Annotated in this window: 14 protein-coding genes and 2 tRNA genes; 6 read left to right on the plus strand and 10 right to left on the minus strand. The window is 67.4% G+C overall.

What is annotated here, in order from left to right:
* Positions 1–49: 49 nt before the first annotated feature.
* Positions 50–1,909 (plus strand): phosphoenolpyruvate carboxykinase (GTP), encoded by a 1,860-nt coding sequence (locus H9I49_RS00165; protein WP_188029536.1) that lies wholly within the window; start codon positions 50–52, stop codon positions 1,907–1,909.
* A gap of 175 nt (positions 1,910–2,084) precedes the next feature.
* The gene (locus tag H9I49_RS00170; protein ID WP_188028272.1) at positions 2,085–2,591 is read left to right on the plus strand and encodes a DUF6328 family protein; all 507 of its coding nucleotides are present in this window, start codon (positions 2,085–2,087) and stop codon (positions 2,589–2,591) included.
* Between the two features lie 218 nt (positions 2,592–2,809).
* Here H9I49_RS00170 and H9I49_RS00175 read toward each other — a convergent pair.
* Positions 2,810–2,896: transfer RNA gene (locus H9I49_RS00175), tRNA-Ser, on the minus strand.
* Positions 2,897–3,086: 190 nt separating this feature from the next.
* Here H9I49_RS00175 and H9I49_RS00180 point away from each other — a divergent pair.
* Positions 3,087–4,598, plus strand: a complete 1,512-nt coding sequence (locus tag H9I49_RS00180) for an LCP family protein (RefSeq protein WP_188028273.1) — start codon at positions 3,087–3,089, stop codon at positions 4,596–4,598.
* A 116-nt stretch (positions 4,599–4,714) separates the two neighbouring features.
* On the opposite strand, the gene H9I49_RS00185 is transcribed toward H9I49_RS00180, so the two are convergent.
* The 3 genes from H9I49_RS00185 to H9I49_RS00195 form a co-directional block, all read right to left on the minus strand.
* Positions 4,715–4,918 (minus strand): cold-shock protein, encoded by a 204-nt coding sequence (locus H9I49_RS00185; protein WP_013491183.1) that lies wholly within the window; start codon positions 4,916–4,918, stop codon positions 4,715–4,717.
* A 227-nt stretch (positions 4,919–5,145) separates the two neighbouring features.
* The gene (folP, locus tag H9I49_RS00190) at positions 5,146–6,129 is read right to left on the minus strand and encodes a dihydropteroate synthase (protein WP_370587371.1); all 984 of its coding nucleotides are present in this window, start codon (positions 6,127–6,129) and stop codon (positions 5,146–5,148) included.
* A gap of 232 nt (positions 6,130–6,361) precedes the next feature.
* Positions 6,362–6,460, minus strand: a tRNA-Ser gene (locus H9I49_RS00195).
* Positions 6,461–7,300: 840 nt separating this feature from the next.
* Here H9I49_RS00195 and H9I49_RS00200 point away from each other — a divergent pair.
* Positions 7,301–7,483 carry a hypothetical protein gene (locus tag H9I49_RS00200; protein ID WP_188028275.1) on the plus strand — a complete coding sequence of 61 codons (183 nt, stop codon included), beginning with the start codon at positions 7,301–7,303 and terminating at the stop codon, positions 7,481–7,483.
* Between the two features lie 165 nt (positions 7,484–7,648).
* Here the strand turns inward: H9I49_RS00200 and H9I49_RS00205 are convergent, their stop codons facing one another.
* The 5 genes from H9I49_RS00205 to H9I49_RS00225 form a co-directional block, all read right to left on the minus strand.
* On the minus strand, positions 7,649–7,954 hold the full coding sequence (locus tag H9I49_RS00205) for a hypothetical protein (RefSeq protein WP_188028276.1): 306 nt from the start codon (positions 7,952–7,954) through the stop codon (positions 7,649–7,651).
* Between the two features lie 477 nt (positions 7,955–8,431).
* On the minus strand, positions 8,432–8,854 hold the full coding sequence (locus H9I49_RS00210) for a hypothetical protein (RefSeq protein ID WP_188028277.1): 423 nt from the start codon (positions 8,852–8,854) through the stop codon (positions 8,432–8,434).
* A gap of 892 nt (positions 8,855–9,746) precedes the next feature.
* Entirely contained in the window at positions 9,747–11,117 is a 1,371-nt protein-coding gene (locus H9I49_RS00215; protein ID WP_188028278.1) for an IS110 family transposase, read from the minus strand.
* A 155-nt stretch (positions 11,118–11,272) separates the two neighbouring features.
* Positions 11,273–11,623, minus strand: coding sequence for a hypothetical protein (locus H9I49_RS00220; RefSeq protein WP_188028279.1), 351 nt, complete (start codon positions 11,621–11,623; stop codon positions 11,273–11,275).
* A 152-nt stretch (positions 11,624–11,775) separates the two neighbouring features.
* Positions 11,776–12,195: a hypothetical protein gene (locus tag H9I49_RS00225; RefSeq protein ID WP_188028280.1), complete on the minus strand. Its 420-nt coding sequence runs from the start codon at positions 12,193–12,195 to the stop codon at positions 11,776–11,778.
* A 147-nt stretch (positions 12,196–12,342) separates the two neighbouring features.
* On the opposite strand from H9I49_RS00225, the gene H9I49_RS00230 reads away from it, so the two are divergent.
* Positions 12,343–12,495 carry a hypothetical protein gene (locus tag H9I49_RS00230; protein ID WP_188028281.1) on the plus strand — a complete coding sequence of 51 codons (153 nt, stop codon included), beginning with the start codon at positions 12,343–12,345 and terminating at the stop codon, positions 12,493–12,495.
* A gap of 96 nt (positions 12,496–12,591) precedes the next feature.
* A complete protein-coding gene (locus H9I49_RS00235; protein WP_188028282.1) occupies positions 12,592–12,972 on the plus strand; it encodes a hypothetical protein in 381 nt (126 codons plus the stop codon).
* Positions 12,973–13,241: 269 nt separating this feature from the next.
* On the opposite strand, the gene H9I49_RS00240 is transcribed toward H9I49_RS00235, so the two are convergent.
* Entirely contained in the window at positions 13,242–13,832 is a 591-nt protein-coding gene (locus H9I49_RS00240; protein WP_188028283.1) for a hypothetical protein, read from the minus strand.
* Between the last annotated feature and the right edge of the window lie 41 nt (positions 13,833–13,873).

The following is a 13,873-nucleotide window of genomic DNA, read 5'->3' on the forward strand; positions in this document are numbered from 1 at the left end:
AGCATCACACCGGCACGACGTGGTGCCGGGCGGCACCGCGCGCGAAGGGATGGGCCCCGAGTTGACCACCACACCCGAGAAGACCCACGAGAAACAGCAGACCCCCACGACGCACGCAGGCCTGGCGGCCTGGGTCGCAGAGGTCGCCGAGCTGACGCAGCCCCGTGACATCCGCTGGATCACCGGCTCCCCCGAGGAGTGGACCGAGCTGACCGACCAGCTCGTCGAGTCCGGCACGTTCGTCCGCCTCAACGAGAGCAAGAAGCCGAACTCGTTCTACTGCGCGAGCGACCCGAGCGACGTCGCCCGCGTCGAGGACCGGACCTACATCTGCTCCGTGGACGAGAAGGATGCCGGCCCCACCAACAACTGGATGGCGCCCGACGAGATGAAGGCTCGGATGACCGAGCTGTACCGCGGCAGCATGCAGGGTCGGACGATGTACGTCATCCCGTTCGTCATGGGTCACCTCGACGCCAAGGTCCCGATGTTCGGTGTCGAGATCACCGACTCCGCCTACGTCGTCGTCTCGATGCTCGTGATGGCCCGCTGCGGCGACAAGGTGCTGCGCAAGATCGAGGAGACCGACGCGGCATACGTCCCGGCCCTCCACTCCGTCGGCGCCCCGCTCGCCGAAGGCGAGGCCGACGTCCCGTGGCCGTGCTCCGACACGAAGTACATCGTCCACTTCCCCGAGGAGCGCACCATCTGGAGCTACGGCTCCGGCTACGGCGGCAACGCCCTCCTGGGCAAGAAGTGCTACTCGCTGCGCATCGCGAGCGCCATCGCGCGCGACGAAGGCTGGATGGCCGAGCACATGCTCATCCTCAAGCTCACGTCCCCGAAGGGCTCAGTCCACTACGTCGCGGCCGCGTTCCCCTCCGCCTGCGGCAAGACGAACCTCGCCATGATCACGCCCACCGTCCCCGGCTGGAGGGCCGAGATGGTCGGCGACGACATCGCCTGGATGCGTTTCGGTGAGGACGGGCGCCTCTACGCCGTCAACCCCGAGTTCGGCCTCTTCGGCGTCGCCCCCGGCACCGGTGAGTCGACCAACCCCAACGCCATGGCCACCATCGAAAAGGGCAACTCGGTCTTCACCAACGTCGCCCTGACCGACGACGGCGACGTGTGGTGGGAGGGCATGACCGACGAGCCGCCGGCCCACCTGACCGACTGGCACGGCAACGAGTGGACGCCCGAGGACGGCAAGAACGGCGTGCTCTCGAGCCACCCGAACAGCCGCTTCTGCACCCCGGCGTCGCAGTGCCCGATGATCGCGCCGGAGTACGACAACCCCGACGGCGTCCCGATCGACGCGATCCTCTTCGGCGGCCGTCGCAAGACGACCGTGCCGCTCGTCTACGAGTCGCGCGACTGGACCCACGGCACGTTCATCGGCGCGACGCTGTCGTCCGAGACCACCGCGGCGGCGACCGGCGCTGTCGGTGTCGTGCGCCGCGACCCGATGGCGATGCTGCCCTTCATCGGCTACCACGCCGGCGACTACATGAACCACTGGCTCGAGATCGGCAAGAGCGCGGACGCGTCCAAGCTGCCCCGCATCTTCGGCGTGAACTGGTTCCGTCGTGACGAGGAGGACGGCTCCTTCCTGTGGCCCGGGTTCGGCGAGAACAGCCGCGTCCTCAAGTGGGTCATCGAGCGCCTCGACGGCGAGGCCGACGCCGTGGAGACCCCGATCGGGTTCGTGCCGACCGAGGGCTCCATCGACATCGACGGCCTCGACATGACGCCCGAGCAGGTCGCCAAGGCCATCGCGGTCAACGCGTCCGACTGGGAGAAGGAGCTGCCCCTCATCCAGGAGTGGTTCGACAAGTTCGGCGAGCAGCTCCCCACCGAGTTGTGGGCCGAGTTCGACGGCCTCAAGGCTCGCGTCAGCGAGCACTGAGAGGACGGTCCACCGCCTGCTTGCCGGCAGGCCGTGGACGACGTGATGCAGGGCCCGGCACCCCAGCGGTGCCGGGCCCTCCGTCATACCCGCGGCCGTATGCCGTCCGGCCCGTTCGACGCGCCGGGCATCCCTTGCGCTGTCGTGTCCCCGCCGGGTGGGGTACATGTTGCCCATGAGCGACCCACAGCGTTACACCCGTGACGAGTCCGAGGCCCAACGGCTCGACCGCAACTTCGGCGAGCAGCTGCAGGAGCTCCGCATCGCCCAGGCCGGCGTCCAGATCCTCTTCGCCTTCCTGCTGAGCCTCCCCTTCCAGCAGCGCTTCACGACGCTCACCGATCTGCAGCGCAACATCTACGTCTGGACGTTGATGGCCGCCGCCGTCAGCGTCATCGTCTTCACGGCACCAGTCGCCCTGCACCGGACCCTGTTCCGCGACGGGCTCAAGGACTTCATCGTCGCCTACACCGACCGCCTGATAGGTGTCGGCCTCTTCACCCTCGGCATGGGCATCATCGGTGGCGTGATCCTCATCCTCGACGTGCTGATGTCGCACACGGTGGCGTTCGCGGTCGGTGCCGTGCTGCTGGTGCTCGGGATCGCGCTGTGGCTCGGTGTGCCGCTCTCCCAGAAGGGCCGGGCCCGCAGGCGCCGCGAGACCCACGACTCCACCCCCTGACGCCCTGAGCATCCCCACCCCGTCGAGTGGCCACTTCCGTACGCCGCGCCCTCCCGACCACACGTCGAGTGGTCACTTTCGTACGCCGCGCCCTCCCGACCACACGTCGAGTGGTCACCTTCGTATGCCGGTTTCGGCGGCGGGACGCCGTCGTGCCGCCTCCATGGAAGAACGCCGAATGCCCCCGAGCTCGCTCGGGGGCATTCGGCGTTCTGGAGCGGAGGCGGCGGGATTTGAACCCGCGAGAGGTTTTATCCTCAACCCGCTTAGCAGGCGGGCGCACTAGGCCACTATGCGACGCCTCCGTGCCCGGGACGAGGCCACCGGGGCGGCGTCGGATGCACGGGCGATCACAGGCTACCGGCACCGACCGGCCCGACCCAAACCGGGGTCGCCTGCCGTGGTGCGCACTCTCAGGTCGATGCGGTATCTAACAGATAGACAGGGCACAATGTGCTGTCGGCTCGTGCGCACGGGCCGATGAGAGAGGACTCCATGACGCACCCCCACCTGCGAGGTCCGGCTGCGCCCCCGACCCGCGAGGCGCTGCGACGCGACCTTCGCACGGGCTTTCGTCGCGCCGTCGGGCTCACCGCTCTTGGCACCGTCATACCCGGAGCAGGCCTGACTCGGACACGTAGTCGCAAGGTTGGCTGGGCCCTGCTGGTGCTCGCGATCGTCGGCCTCGGTGCCGGCACCTACTACGTCCTGCGCACGGGACTGACCGCCGCAGCCCTCTCGCTCGTCGCACGCCCCCATCTGCTCATGGTCCTCGCCGGCCTCTTCATCGTCGGCGGCATCCTCTGGTGCGGCTCCATCATTCTCACGGCCGTGCAGTCCCGCCCGACCCGCCTCGACCGCACCCGCACACGGCTGCTCGCGGCGTTCACCACCCTGATGGTGTTCCTCGTTGCGGCCTCGTCGTTCAAGTTCGCCGAGTACGCCTCGATCACGCAGAGCACTGTCTCGCAGGTCTTCGGCAACACGCCGGTCAAGCCTGGCTCGGGCGCCCAGGTCGCCGAGGGCGAGGACCCCTGGGCCGACCAGCAACGCGTCAACATCCTGCTCCTCGGGTCCGACGCCGGCGCCGACCGCATCGGCACGCGCACGGACTCGATGATCCTCGCGAGCATCGACACGAAGTCCGGCCGGACGGCGCTCATCTCGCTGCCCCGCAACCTGCTCAAGGCGCCGCTCTCCCCCGAGAGCCCGCTGCGCGCCATCTACCCGTCAGGACAGTTCGGCTCCCCTGACAGCACATGCGACCAAGGGCCGGGCCAGTGCATGCTGACAAACCTCTACGTCGACGCCGAGAACTACGCCAAGGCCCATCCCGGCGCCTACCCCGCCGGCGACGCCCCCGGCCGCGTCGAGCTGCGCGGCGCCGTGCAGGAGATCACGGGGCTCGATGTCGACCAGACGGTCGTCATCGACCTCAAGGGCTTCTCGCGGCTCATCGACGCCATGGGCGGACTGGACATCAACGTCAAGCTCAGCGGCTACGGCACGAAGCTGACCATCGGCGGCGAGCACGTTGGCGACCGCGTCGTCGGCGTCAAGGGCTACTTCGAGCCCGGTCGTCAGCACCTCGACGGCTACCACTCGCTCTGGTACGCCCGCACCCGCGCCGCCGACAGCGACACCTTCCGCCAGATGCGTCAGCGCTGCGTCGTCCAGGCAATCGTCCAGCAGGTCCACCCCGCGCAGATGGTCAGGAAGTACCCCGAGGTCGCGAGCATCCTCAAGGAGAACATCTACACCGACATCCCGGTGCAGAACCTCCCGGCCTTCGTCGAGCTCGTCGAGCGAGTGCAGAAGTCGAAGATCACCAGCGTCGCCCTGACCGCGAAGCAGGAGGTCTACTCGAACGACCCCGACTACGACCTCGTCCGCAAGCTCGTCCAGAAGGGCATTGCGCCGCCCAAGGCGACCCCGCAGCCGTCGACGTCGACGTCCAAGCCGACGAAGTCGACCAGCTCGACGACCGACTCGTACGAGGAGTGCTGACAACAGCAGCGCCAGGGCGTCGGCCCGCCTGCACACAACAAAGCCCCCGGCCATCGGCCGGGGGCTTTGTCACAAACGACTGGGTGGTGTCGCTCGTTGCGGTTGATCTCGAGTGATCAGAGCGGGCGAACTGCGTCGGCCTGCGGGCCCTTCGGACCCTGCGTGACCTCGAACTCGACTCGCTGCGCCTCGTCCAGCGAACGGTAGCCGTTCGACTGAATGGCCGAGTAGTGGACGAAAACGTCGGGGCCGCCGCCGTCCTGGGCAATGAAACCAAAGCCCTTTTCGGCGTTGAACCACTTGACGGTGCCCTGTGCCATACGGGTAACTCTTCCTTCTTTAGCGTGTGGGACGACGCACCTCGCGCATCCCAAGCTGCCGCTTTGACTCCACTCGACGGGCGAACCCACCGATGTCGAAAAGAAAACCCGTCACCGTTGCGGATGACGGGCACCTACTCGACTGCGAGGAACTGCAACTGCAACCGCGACGAACTTAGCAGACTACCGACCGGTCGGCCCGCTGGAAGGAACGCTTTTTACGTCGTTCACGCACCGTTTGCCGCCTCGTCGCGCCGAGTGCCGCGCAGCGCCAGCCGCGGGGGCCGGTTGCCACGGATCGTGGCGACCATGTCGACCACGCGTCGCGTCGCGCGGACGTCGTGCGCGCGGAACACCGTGGCACCCAGCCAGGCCGCGACCGCGGTCGCCGCGAGGGAGCCTTCGAGGCGCTCCGCCGGGGGTAGGTCGAGCGCCTCCCCGATGAAGTCCTTGCGTGACATCGCTTGCAGCACAGGGTAGTTCAGCGCGACGACGTCAGCCGTGTGGCGCAGGACCTCGAGCGAGTGCGCGGTCGTCTTGCCGAAGTCGAGCGTGGGATCCACGAGGATCCTTTCCCTGGGTATGCCGGCCCGCTCGGCCCCGCGGGCACCGTCGGCGAGGGTGCGCACGACGTCCCGCACCACGTCGAGCGGGTCATCGCCGTAGGTCACCTCGACGGGGTCGGTTCGTGGAGGCAGGCCGCCGGTATGTGAGATGACGTAGCCGGCCCCCACCGCCGAGGCGACGTGGACGAGGTCACGGTCGTGACCCGCCCAGGTGTCGTTGACGAGGTCGACGACGCCATCGGCCTCGCGGGCGACCTCTGCGCGCCACGTGTCGAGACTCAGGATGACGTCCGGGCGCTCGGTCCTGGCCCACTGCAGGAACGGGACGACTCGCCGGATCTCCTCGTCCGCGTCGACGACCTCGCCCTCCTGCCCGGCCCGCACGCCCCCGATGTCGACGAGGTCGGCGCCGAGCTCGACGGCGTCGACGAAAGCGGCCTTGGCCGACTCGAGGTCGGAGTGCCGGTTGCCGCTGAAGAAGGAGTCACGAGTGCGGTTGACGATCGCCATGACAGCCGGCGACGACGCGTCGAATCGCCTGCCGCGCAGGACGAGCGGGCTCGCGGTGGGGAGCTCGAGCGGAGCCAGCCGGCTCAGGATCTCGGCGGTCTCGGGCGCGGGATCCGGGCCGGTATGTCTGGTCACACTGTCGTATCTCATGAGGTTGTTCAAAGGTCAACATTCAGCCCGGGCATGGTTGCTGAACTGTTACCATTGCCACGCAACATCGTCCACGACCCGGCCACGCTCCCGGCCGGGTCGCGGATGGTCTTCCCGGTCCTGCGGCATCGCATCGGCTGAGGGCGTGGGACTCCGCGCCTCCGCATGTGCTCCGCCTCCGAAGTGCTCCGACGGCGCTCCGTGCCCACAGAGCAAATGGCGGAGGGCGTGGGATTCGAACCCACGATGGGCTATGAACCCATAGCGGTTTTCAAGAGGGCCACACGCGCGCCGCTGACCTGCAGAAACTCCCTCCGCGGGCCGGACCTTGACGTCAATTCGACGCGCGACGCTGAATCCCTCGCTGCCGGACGCCACTCGTGGTGCATCGCGCCCATCACGCGCCGCTGACCATGGTGCCGCGTGCCGAAGCGAGCCTCGAAGGATTCCGCTCGAGGCCTTTAGGCCAACCGTCCCGAGCGCGCCGAATCGCAAGGGCACCCGCTTGCGGGCGCTCATTCCATTGGTCTTCGTCTGCTGGGAGATGGTGTGCCTGGGGCCATCGCCCATGTGACGCTGTCTCACGGGCATACGCGGAGTATTGCGGAAGTCTCCTGTGCGCGACCGTCGAAGCCCCGACGCCGGCAAGCTCGGCAGGGCTGGCGCTGCTCCAGAAACGAACCCTTTAGGAGCACGCAGAGCGGGTCCGCTCGACGTGCTCGGGAACGTCCTCAACTGCCGAGTTGAGGACGTTGGCGAGCAGCCGATCCAATCGATGAGCGTTCTCCGGGGGTGGCCGCTCCGTCACACTGGCCGGTGGAACGGTCGAGGCGTATGGCGTGTCTGTAATTTCGTGAGGGCGAGCAGCCGGGAGGCGAATGTGGGCACTGCAACCGCAACCAGGGCGTCTGCAGGGCTCTTTGCGCTTGCGTTGGTGGCCTTTGCTGGGTGTTCAAGTACCAGCGGACTAGTGACGGAGGTCCCGGCTGCTGTCATCAGTTGGGCTCCCGGGGTGCCGGAGGACCTCATACGTGGGGCGGTGGATACGCCGCCGACCGCAAAGGGAGCGGCGCGGATCGCCGCAGGTTGGGGTCAACAGGCAGACCAGCTGCGGATCACCACGTGGGGCAGCTCGGGCTGCCCCAGCCTGCCCGACGTGGTCGAGCGAACCGGCAACCGCATCGAGGTCACAACAGTCGAGTACAACCCTCGTGATGACGGGTGCAACGCGGACGCCAGTCCTGCCACGAGTGTCATCAAGGTCCCGGCCGGAACGGACCGATCCACAGACGTCACAGTCGTCGTCGACGGGACCGAGGTCGTGGTGGCAAGGCGTTGATTGTCGAGGTGGCCTGCAATGAGCCGTCACTGCGCCGTCGGCGGAGGGCTTGGGTGCGCGTCTTCCGCCTCTCGACGTCAGCGGCGTGGGCGAGCCCAACGTCCTCGCCTGCCGCGATGGGCACCGACCCCGGCGGCTGATCAGGAAGGGCTCGGGGGTCGTCGTTCAGATTGAGGGTCGCTGGAGCTCTTCGCGGTTGCGACCTTCGTAGACCCACCACCGTGTGGCGGGCTGCTCCAACGCCCACGCGATCGCCTCGTCGCGGGTCAGGCCTCGTGGGCTGTCGTAGCAGCGAGCCTCGGTCTGCCACGACGCCTCCCACGTGCCATCCGAGTTGGCGATCACAAAGACCGCTCCGGTTCCGGGCTCGGGAGCCCCCTGGGGGCGCTTAGCGGACGGCTCGTTGGGCGGACGGGTGAGATGCTCGTACGAGTAGTCGCCCGGGTCCCCGTCGAGTCCAACGTCGCTCATGAGCCCATGATGCTCCTTACTTCAGCCAGCAGGAGAGCCGGAATCAAACGTCCGCTACTGCCGCTGGGTGCTTATGGGTCGACGCGCGCGCGGTAGATCCAGATCACGCCGTCGTGAGGGTCGAGTCTCGGCTCACTGACGATCTCCGCCTCCCAATCCACCGAGACCGCTGGCCCGAGGAGGTCCTCCAAATCACTCGCGATGTCGGACATATCCTGTAGATCCGACGCAGTCGTGCTGGACAGTCGGAAGCGAAGCACAACCCTCTCTTGGTCCACCGTAACGCCCACAGCCAACGCACTGGCGGCACCAAACCCAGCAAGGCTTGTGTCGCCTGCGCGGAAACGTAGTTGTCCCAGACGGGAGCATTGGCCAAATCGTCCGGGGACGGGAACCTCATGCCGTCAGTCTGCTGGACGGCGCAAGAAGAACGTCCGGAATTGCCGCACATGGTCCGATGGCCGCGCGCACGAGGAGCTACGAGACGCGGCCCTTGCGGACGAACTGCGCCTGGTCCACCGCAGTCGCCATGAACAGGGCGCACCCGGGCCAGAACCACGGGTCGGTATCGATGGCCAAGACAGCGCAGCTGATCCCTCCCAGCGCGCACACCACGGCATCGGTAAGGAGATCGCCCCTACCGGTCTGCCGAATCTGCGCCACGTCCAGACGAGCTAACGCCGATGCGTACACGCCGCGGCCAAGGCTTAGGCAGGAGACGACCGACGCGGCGACGACAACGGAGCGCTGATTCTCTGACAGCGGGATCTCGAATCCCCGTACCGCGGTGATGACCGCCACCGTCACTGCTGCGATCGCAGCGCCCCACGCGGCCACCCGTTCCTTCGTTATCGGGAATGGGTCTTCGATGGGCCGATCCGCCCGCCACTTCACAGCCACGAACGGTTCCTCTGCACGCCTGGATCGTAGAGGCGATCGGCCCCGGCTCGTGGGGAATCGCCCGCCGTAGTGAACGACGTCCGATCATGCCGCGCTGAGGGCGGCTCCGCATGGGTTGCGGTCGCGTCACGATCGCGGCGACCGCCGCCACCAGGCGTCGTTCCGGGACGATGCTCGCTGCACACGGCTTGATGAGACAGGGGTACTGCTATGCGGCCGACTAGAGCGCTGGTCCTACTCACCATCGGCGGCCTAACTCTGGCCCTCGCGGGTTGCACATCCGAGCAGCCGTCGCCAATCCCGTCGGCACGTGGAGGCACGACGGTGGACCTCTACACCCACTGCGGCATCCGTTACCTGCAGGTCGGGGTCGACTGGTTCGAGCGAGTAGGCGGCCCTTTGGTGAACGAGGGCAACCCGCCCTCCGGCTGGGGGAATCCGAGTCAGCCTGGCCGGGTGGCGGTAAGTGGCGACCTCGCGACCTTCACGGATGACGCTGGGCACAAGGAGTCGTTCAGGAAACTCGACAAGCCGCCATCGTCCGCAACTAATTGCGCCTGACATCCTCGGGCCGAGGAGGCGTTCCGACGGAGCCAGCCTGCGCGCCCCCGGCCCGACCGGAGCCCCAGGTGCGATGAGCAACGCGCGCTCATCAGCGTGAGGTGTTTAGCGTCAAGGGCTGGTCGGGTAGCCCGGGCCTCGTCGTCGGTCCCTGCATAGCGGTAATCGAGCTGGTGCTCGGCAGCGTGTGATCGGGTTGTGTCGACGACGGGACGGGGCGGCCTGTGATGAGCGACGAGATACCGCAAGGGTTCTCAATGCCGCGGAAGGCTCACCCCGCCCCAGCTCCTGACGGGTCGCACCTCGTGATGACGGCTCAGCGTGGATCTCGTTATGCCGCGGTCACTTCGACGAGGGTCTTGGTGCCGTGGGTGGCGATGACCGGGTCCCACGCCCGCTGCTGGACGACGACGGCGTACAGCTGGCGCAGGATCGCGCCGGCGACCGCGGTCTGGGCCTGGGTCGGGGTGAGCCGGTTGTGCTCACGACCGGTCAGGTGTCGGTAGCGGGCGGCGTACACCCGGTTGGTCTGTAGGCATCCCCACACGGCACGCCAAGCGGCGACCTGCAGCCCGGGACGTCCGGCGCCGGTGACGCGGGCGCGGCCGGTAAACGTTCCTGACTTCCGTTCCCGGGGTGCAAGGCCGGCGTGTTTGACCACGGCCCGGGCGGAGGTGAACCGGGTCAGGTCTCCGGTCTGGGCGAGGATCGCCGCCGCGCCGACCGGTGACAGCCCGTCGATGCTCGTGACCAGCCTCGTGAGGCCGAGCTCGTCGAGCACGCCCGTCATCCGCGCCTCGGTCTCCTCGAGCTTGGCTCGGGCGGCGTCCCAGTCGGCCAGCGTCCACTCGATGCGTTCGAACACCGCGGGCCGGTGCGCCAGGACCCCGGCGCCATCCGTCAGGGCCGCGAACAGCCGCCGCAGGATCCGCAGGCATGGCCGGACCCCGCCGCGTCGGGTGACCTCGGCGCGGACGGCACGCTCGAACCGAGCGCAGCCCAGGCGCCGGGTCCGGGCCAGGTCACCGCCGTCACGGCCGCGCGCCTGTCCTACGACGACGGCCAAAGCGGCGACGAACGTGGTCGACTTGAACGGCTGCCTCGCCGCCTCGAGCGCGGCCGGCCACACGCACTCGAGCAGGTCCCGGAGAGTCTGCACGGCTGCCACGTGCTGCTCGAGCAGCTGTTCCCGTCGGGCGCCGAGGTGGCGCAGCCGAGCCCACGCTGCGCTGCCCGCATCGACCGGCTCTGGCAGGTAGCAGCGCAGCTGCCCGGTCAACCGTGCGATGAGCACCGCGTCCTTGTCGTCGGTCTTGTCGCTCGTGAGGTCCTCGGTCTTCCGTGCCCACGAGGAGGCGGCCGGTTGTACGCACACGAACGACATCCCGCGTTCGGCCGCGAGCTGAGCCAGCACCATCCACCGGTGACCGGTCGGCTCACACGCCACCGTCACCCCACCGAACCCGGCACGCGAGGCACGCTGACTCGCCCAGTCCAGTGCCGCGCCGAGGTCCCACGCCTTGCACCGGAACGTCCGACGCGCCAGCACCTTCGAGTCATGGTCGGTCACGACCACCATCTGCTTGCGGTCGGCCATGTCGATCCCCACGATCGCATTCGTGACCGGGACCGCCGCCCGCAGCCTGCTCAGCTTCGCGTTGCGGTTGCGATCTCCACGAGACACGCCACTACCGTTGTTCATGAACGTCCTCCTTTTCGCGCTGGGACACCAAGCCCGACAAGCGCATCAGGAGGACGTTCCCCACGCCAGACCCGACCGCGCAGAACGCCTTTCTATGCCGCCAAGCGCGAAAGGCATGGCCGAGGATGGGCGTTGCTCGAAGCCCAGAGCCTCTCTCACGGGGGGCCGTACCGCTCCCAAAGTTCGTCACGGACACTGCCTTGGAGTGGCTTGGCGTCAAACGTGCCGCCCGTGTCGTATCCGCTCTCAAACTTGCCCTGTTCTAGCTCCTCAACGGTGTACCACTCGGGCCCGAGGTCTTCCTCAGGTGGAGACGAGCGCCCATCTGGCCAGCAGACTCTGCAGAACAGCCGTTCGCGGCGTTCGCGGCCGAACGGCCAGTAGCGGAAGTGCTCCACCGAAGTGACGAGGTGGGCTTCCACTCTGCCGTTTCTGCTCAATTCCCAGACGGCGTCACGGTAGGGATCCAGTCTTGGATCGCGTGGCCCAGCGTCTTCGGGGGACATGGGTTCCTGTCTACAGGACGCCGGCGGTAACGCCGGTGATTGCACGCATAACGCCAACGCCCTCAACTGCCGCGACCCGAGCGATCGTGCCGAATAGCGGACGTGTGCTGCATTGCTCGACGCCAGATCGTAGGTGTCGGCAACGCGACCGTTCAGCGTCGCTGGGTGCGACGGATCAGCCATGGAGCTGCGACGGCTCCAGCAACTGTCACGGCGGCGACAGCGAGCAACACCCTCTCCAGCGGCCAGTCGGCGCGTGCCGTCGACTCGATGTATGCGATGGTCGCGCCCAAGGCACCTCCGAACAGCGAGCACACCCAGACGGGCGTCATCGCAACCATCCGTTCTTGGCGTTCGAGCACGCGGAAGAACCAAGGAATGAGCGCCGCGCCGGCCACGAGAGGCACCGCGTACCCCCATCCGCGCCCGTAGTCGTGCTGCCCCTTTGCGCTTAGCAAGAGAATGACGACCCAAGCGAGAGTGCCAAGGCGCTGGAACGAGATCCAGCGCCCGAGACCTCGGCTCCGCTCACCGCCGCTCCGAGCAGCGCCGGCGGCGCGTGTCACGTTCATGACGCTCATCGTGCCGCATAAAGGCAATCCGCGAATTGGGTCACCGGTGCGTTTCAACGTCCCTCAGCTACCCCTCGGAGGATTGCCACGCTCGTCCTATATTTCCGTGTCGAGTTCGCGCCCTGCCCCGGCAGATATGGTCGTCGTATGGGCATGGTGTTCGTCGGAGCGGGTCTCCTCCTCCTGGCGTTCTTCGCCTTCACCGGGGGTGCGCTGGCCATGACCATCGTCCTCGCTGTCGCCGGGCTCGTCCTCTTGGTGACCGGGGCCCTCCTGCATGCCCGTTCGTTGGATGGCTGACTAGCCCGCTAAGGCCTTCCGCTGATGCCGCCAGCAGTCGGTTGCGTCTGCCAAGGTGAGGTCCGTGAACGGCTCTACGGCACCTGCGGTCGCACCATGAACGTGATTCGACCGCCCGAGGGCGAGGAGGAGGGCCCGATCCCCCTGGCTTGGCGGCCAACGCTAACCGCGATCGTGGACTCCCTGGTTCGACGGGATCCCGTCGTCGCTCAGCATCTGCAGGACGTGGAACGCGTGTCAGATGCCGTCAGGGACCAGTGCGTGGAGGCCCTCGCGGCCTACGGCGACATTGAGTTCGTCCGCCTACCGAAGTCGAGCTGGGACTCTTCTGTGTGCCAGAAGTGGGGCGACTACTGGCGCTGCTACATCGACCTGTGGACGGCACAAGAGGGCCGCTCGGATCTGGTCCTGGAAGTAACCGCACGCGTCACCCCTAACGGATTTCGATTTGCCGTCGGCTCGGCGTACGTGCCCTGAGGCAAACGTCCGGTCAACCTGCACTGAGTGCATATCCGGACGGGTGGCACGGCGCGTGTCGCACTGGCGCGGTCCAGGCTATGGAAGCGCCCCTCGCGGGGCGCCTCCCGGACGCGGCCCTGCTCGAACGGGCGGCCTCCCTCTCCGAAGGGGATGCGATCGTCCGGAGCCATCGCACCTGGGGCCGGGACGCATTTAGGCTAGGCGCCGGGGGCCGCCGTCGTCGAGACAGTTCCCGTCGAGCGACATCCGGATATGCCGCTGGGTACTCAGAAGGAGGGCGTCGCACACCCTGCTGCGAACGACTCGAGCTCGCTCGCCCACAACTCAAGGAATCCCGCGAAGGTGGTCGACAGCCTTCGGATTTGGTCCTCGGTGGCGGCGCGAAGGACTCCATCCGTGACGGCACCTTCTTCGACGCGAAAGACCGCTCCATCCTCGTCAGTTCCCACAACATAGAGTGCGCCGCCGCCATCGGAGCCGATAACCAAGATCTCGACCTGGCGGCCGTCGAGCATGAGCCACCGCGGGGCTCTTTCGGCGTGAGTGGCGATGAGCCGGCTCACCGGTCCCAGGAAGTAACCGTTCCACACGTCGGGGAGGCTGACCTCCTCGATCGCGTCGAAGAACTCGAGCACGGAGGGCGGGGCGACGGCGTCGTGCTTGAGTTGCCCGCTGAGCCGGGACCCGTCTCGCCCAGGCGCGGTGATGACGACGTTGCGGTCCGGGGGGTAGCCGAGGCGCTCCTCGAAACCCTCCAAGAGCTGGCTGGTTGAATGCCGCACCCGATCGACCCACGCATCGAGATCAGTCACCCGCTCAGCATGCCCAACCCCGAGTGAAACGCAACGCGCGGACATGCCGCGGTGAGGATCTGTCTGGCCAAGCACAAGGTGAGCAA

The sequence above is a fragment of the Terrabacter sp. MAHUQ-38 genome (assembly GCF_014518425.1).
Lineage (GTDB): Bacteria > Actinomycetota > Actinomycetes > Actinomycetales > Dermatophilaceae > Terrabacter.

Excerpts from the sequence above, each read along its gene's own strand:
- H9I49_RS00165 (WP_188029536.1), top strand. The coding sequence starts at position 50 with ATGGGCCCCGAGTTGACCACCACACCCGAGAAGACCCACGAGAAACAG.
- H9I49_RS00170 (WP_188028272.1), top strand. The coding sequence starts at position 2,085 with ATGAGCGACCCACAGCGTTACACCCGTGACGAGTCCGAGGCCCAACGG.
- H9I49_RS00180 (WP_188028273.1), top strand. The coding sequence starts at position 3,087 with ATGACGCACCCCCACCTGCGAGGTCCGGCTGCGCCCCCGACCCGCGAG.
- H9I49_RS00185 (WP_013491183.1), bottom strand. The coding sequence starts at position 4,918 with ATGGCACAGGGCACCGTCAAGTGGTTCAACGCCGAAAAGGGCTTTGGT.
- H9I49_RS00205 (WP_188028276.1), bottom strand. The coding sequence starts at position 7,954 with ATGAGCGACGTTGGACTCGACGGGGACCCGGGCGACTACTCGTACGAG.
- H9I49_RS00215 (WP_188028278.1), bottom strand. The coding sequence starts at position 11,117 with ATGAACAACGGTAGTGGCGTGTCTCGTGGAGATCGCAACCGCAACGCG.
- H9I49_RS00220 (WP_188028279.1), bottom strand. The coding sequence starts at position 11,623 with ATGTCCCCCGAAGACGCTGGGCCACGCGATCCAAGACTGGATCCCTAC.
- H9I49_RS00225 (WP_188028280.1), bottom strand. The coding sequence starts at position 12,195 with ATGAACGTGACACGCGCCGCCGGCGCTGCTCGGAGCGGCGGTGAGCGG.
- H9I49_RS00230 (WP_188028281.1), top strand. The coding sequence starts at position 12,343 with ATGGGCATGGTGTTCGTCGGAGCGGGTCTCCTCCTCCTGGCGTTCTTC.
- H9I49_RS00235 (WP_188028282.1), top strand. The coding sequence starts at position 12,592 with ATGAACGTGATTCGACCGCCCGAGGGCGAGGAGGAGGGCCCGATCCCC.
- H9I49_RS00240 (WP_188028283.1), bottom strand. The coding sequence starts at position 13,832 with ATGTCCGCGCGTTGCGTTTCACTCGGGGTTGGGCATGCTGAGCGGGTG.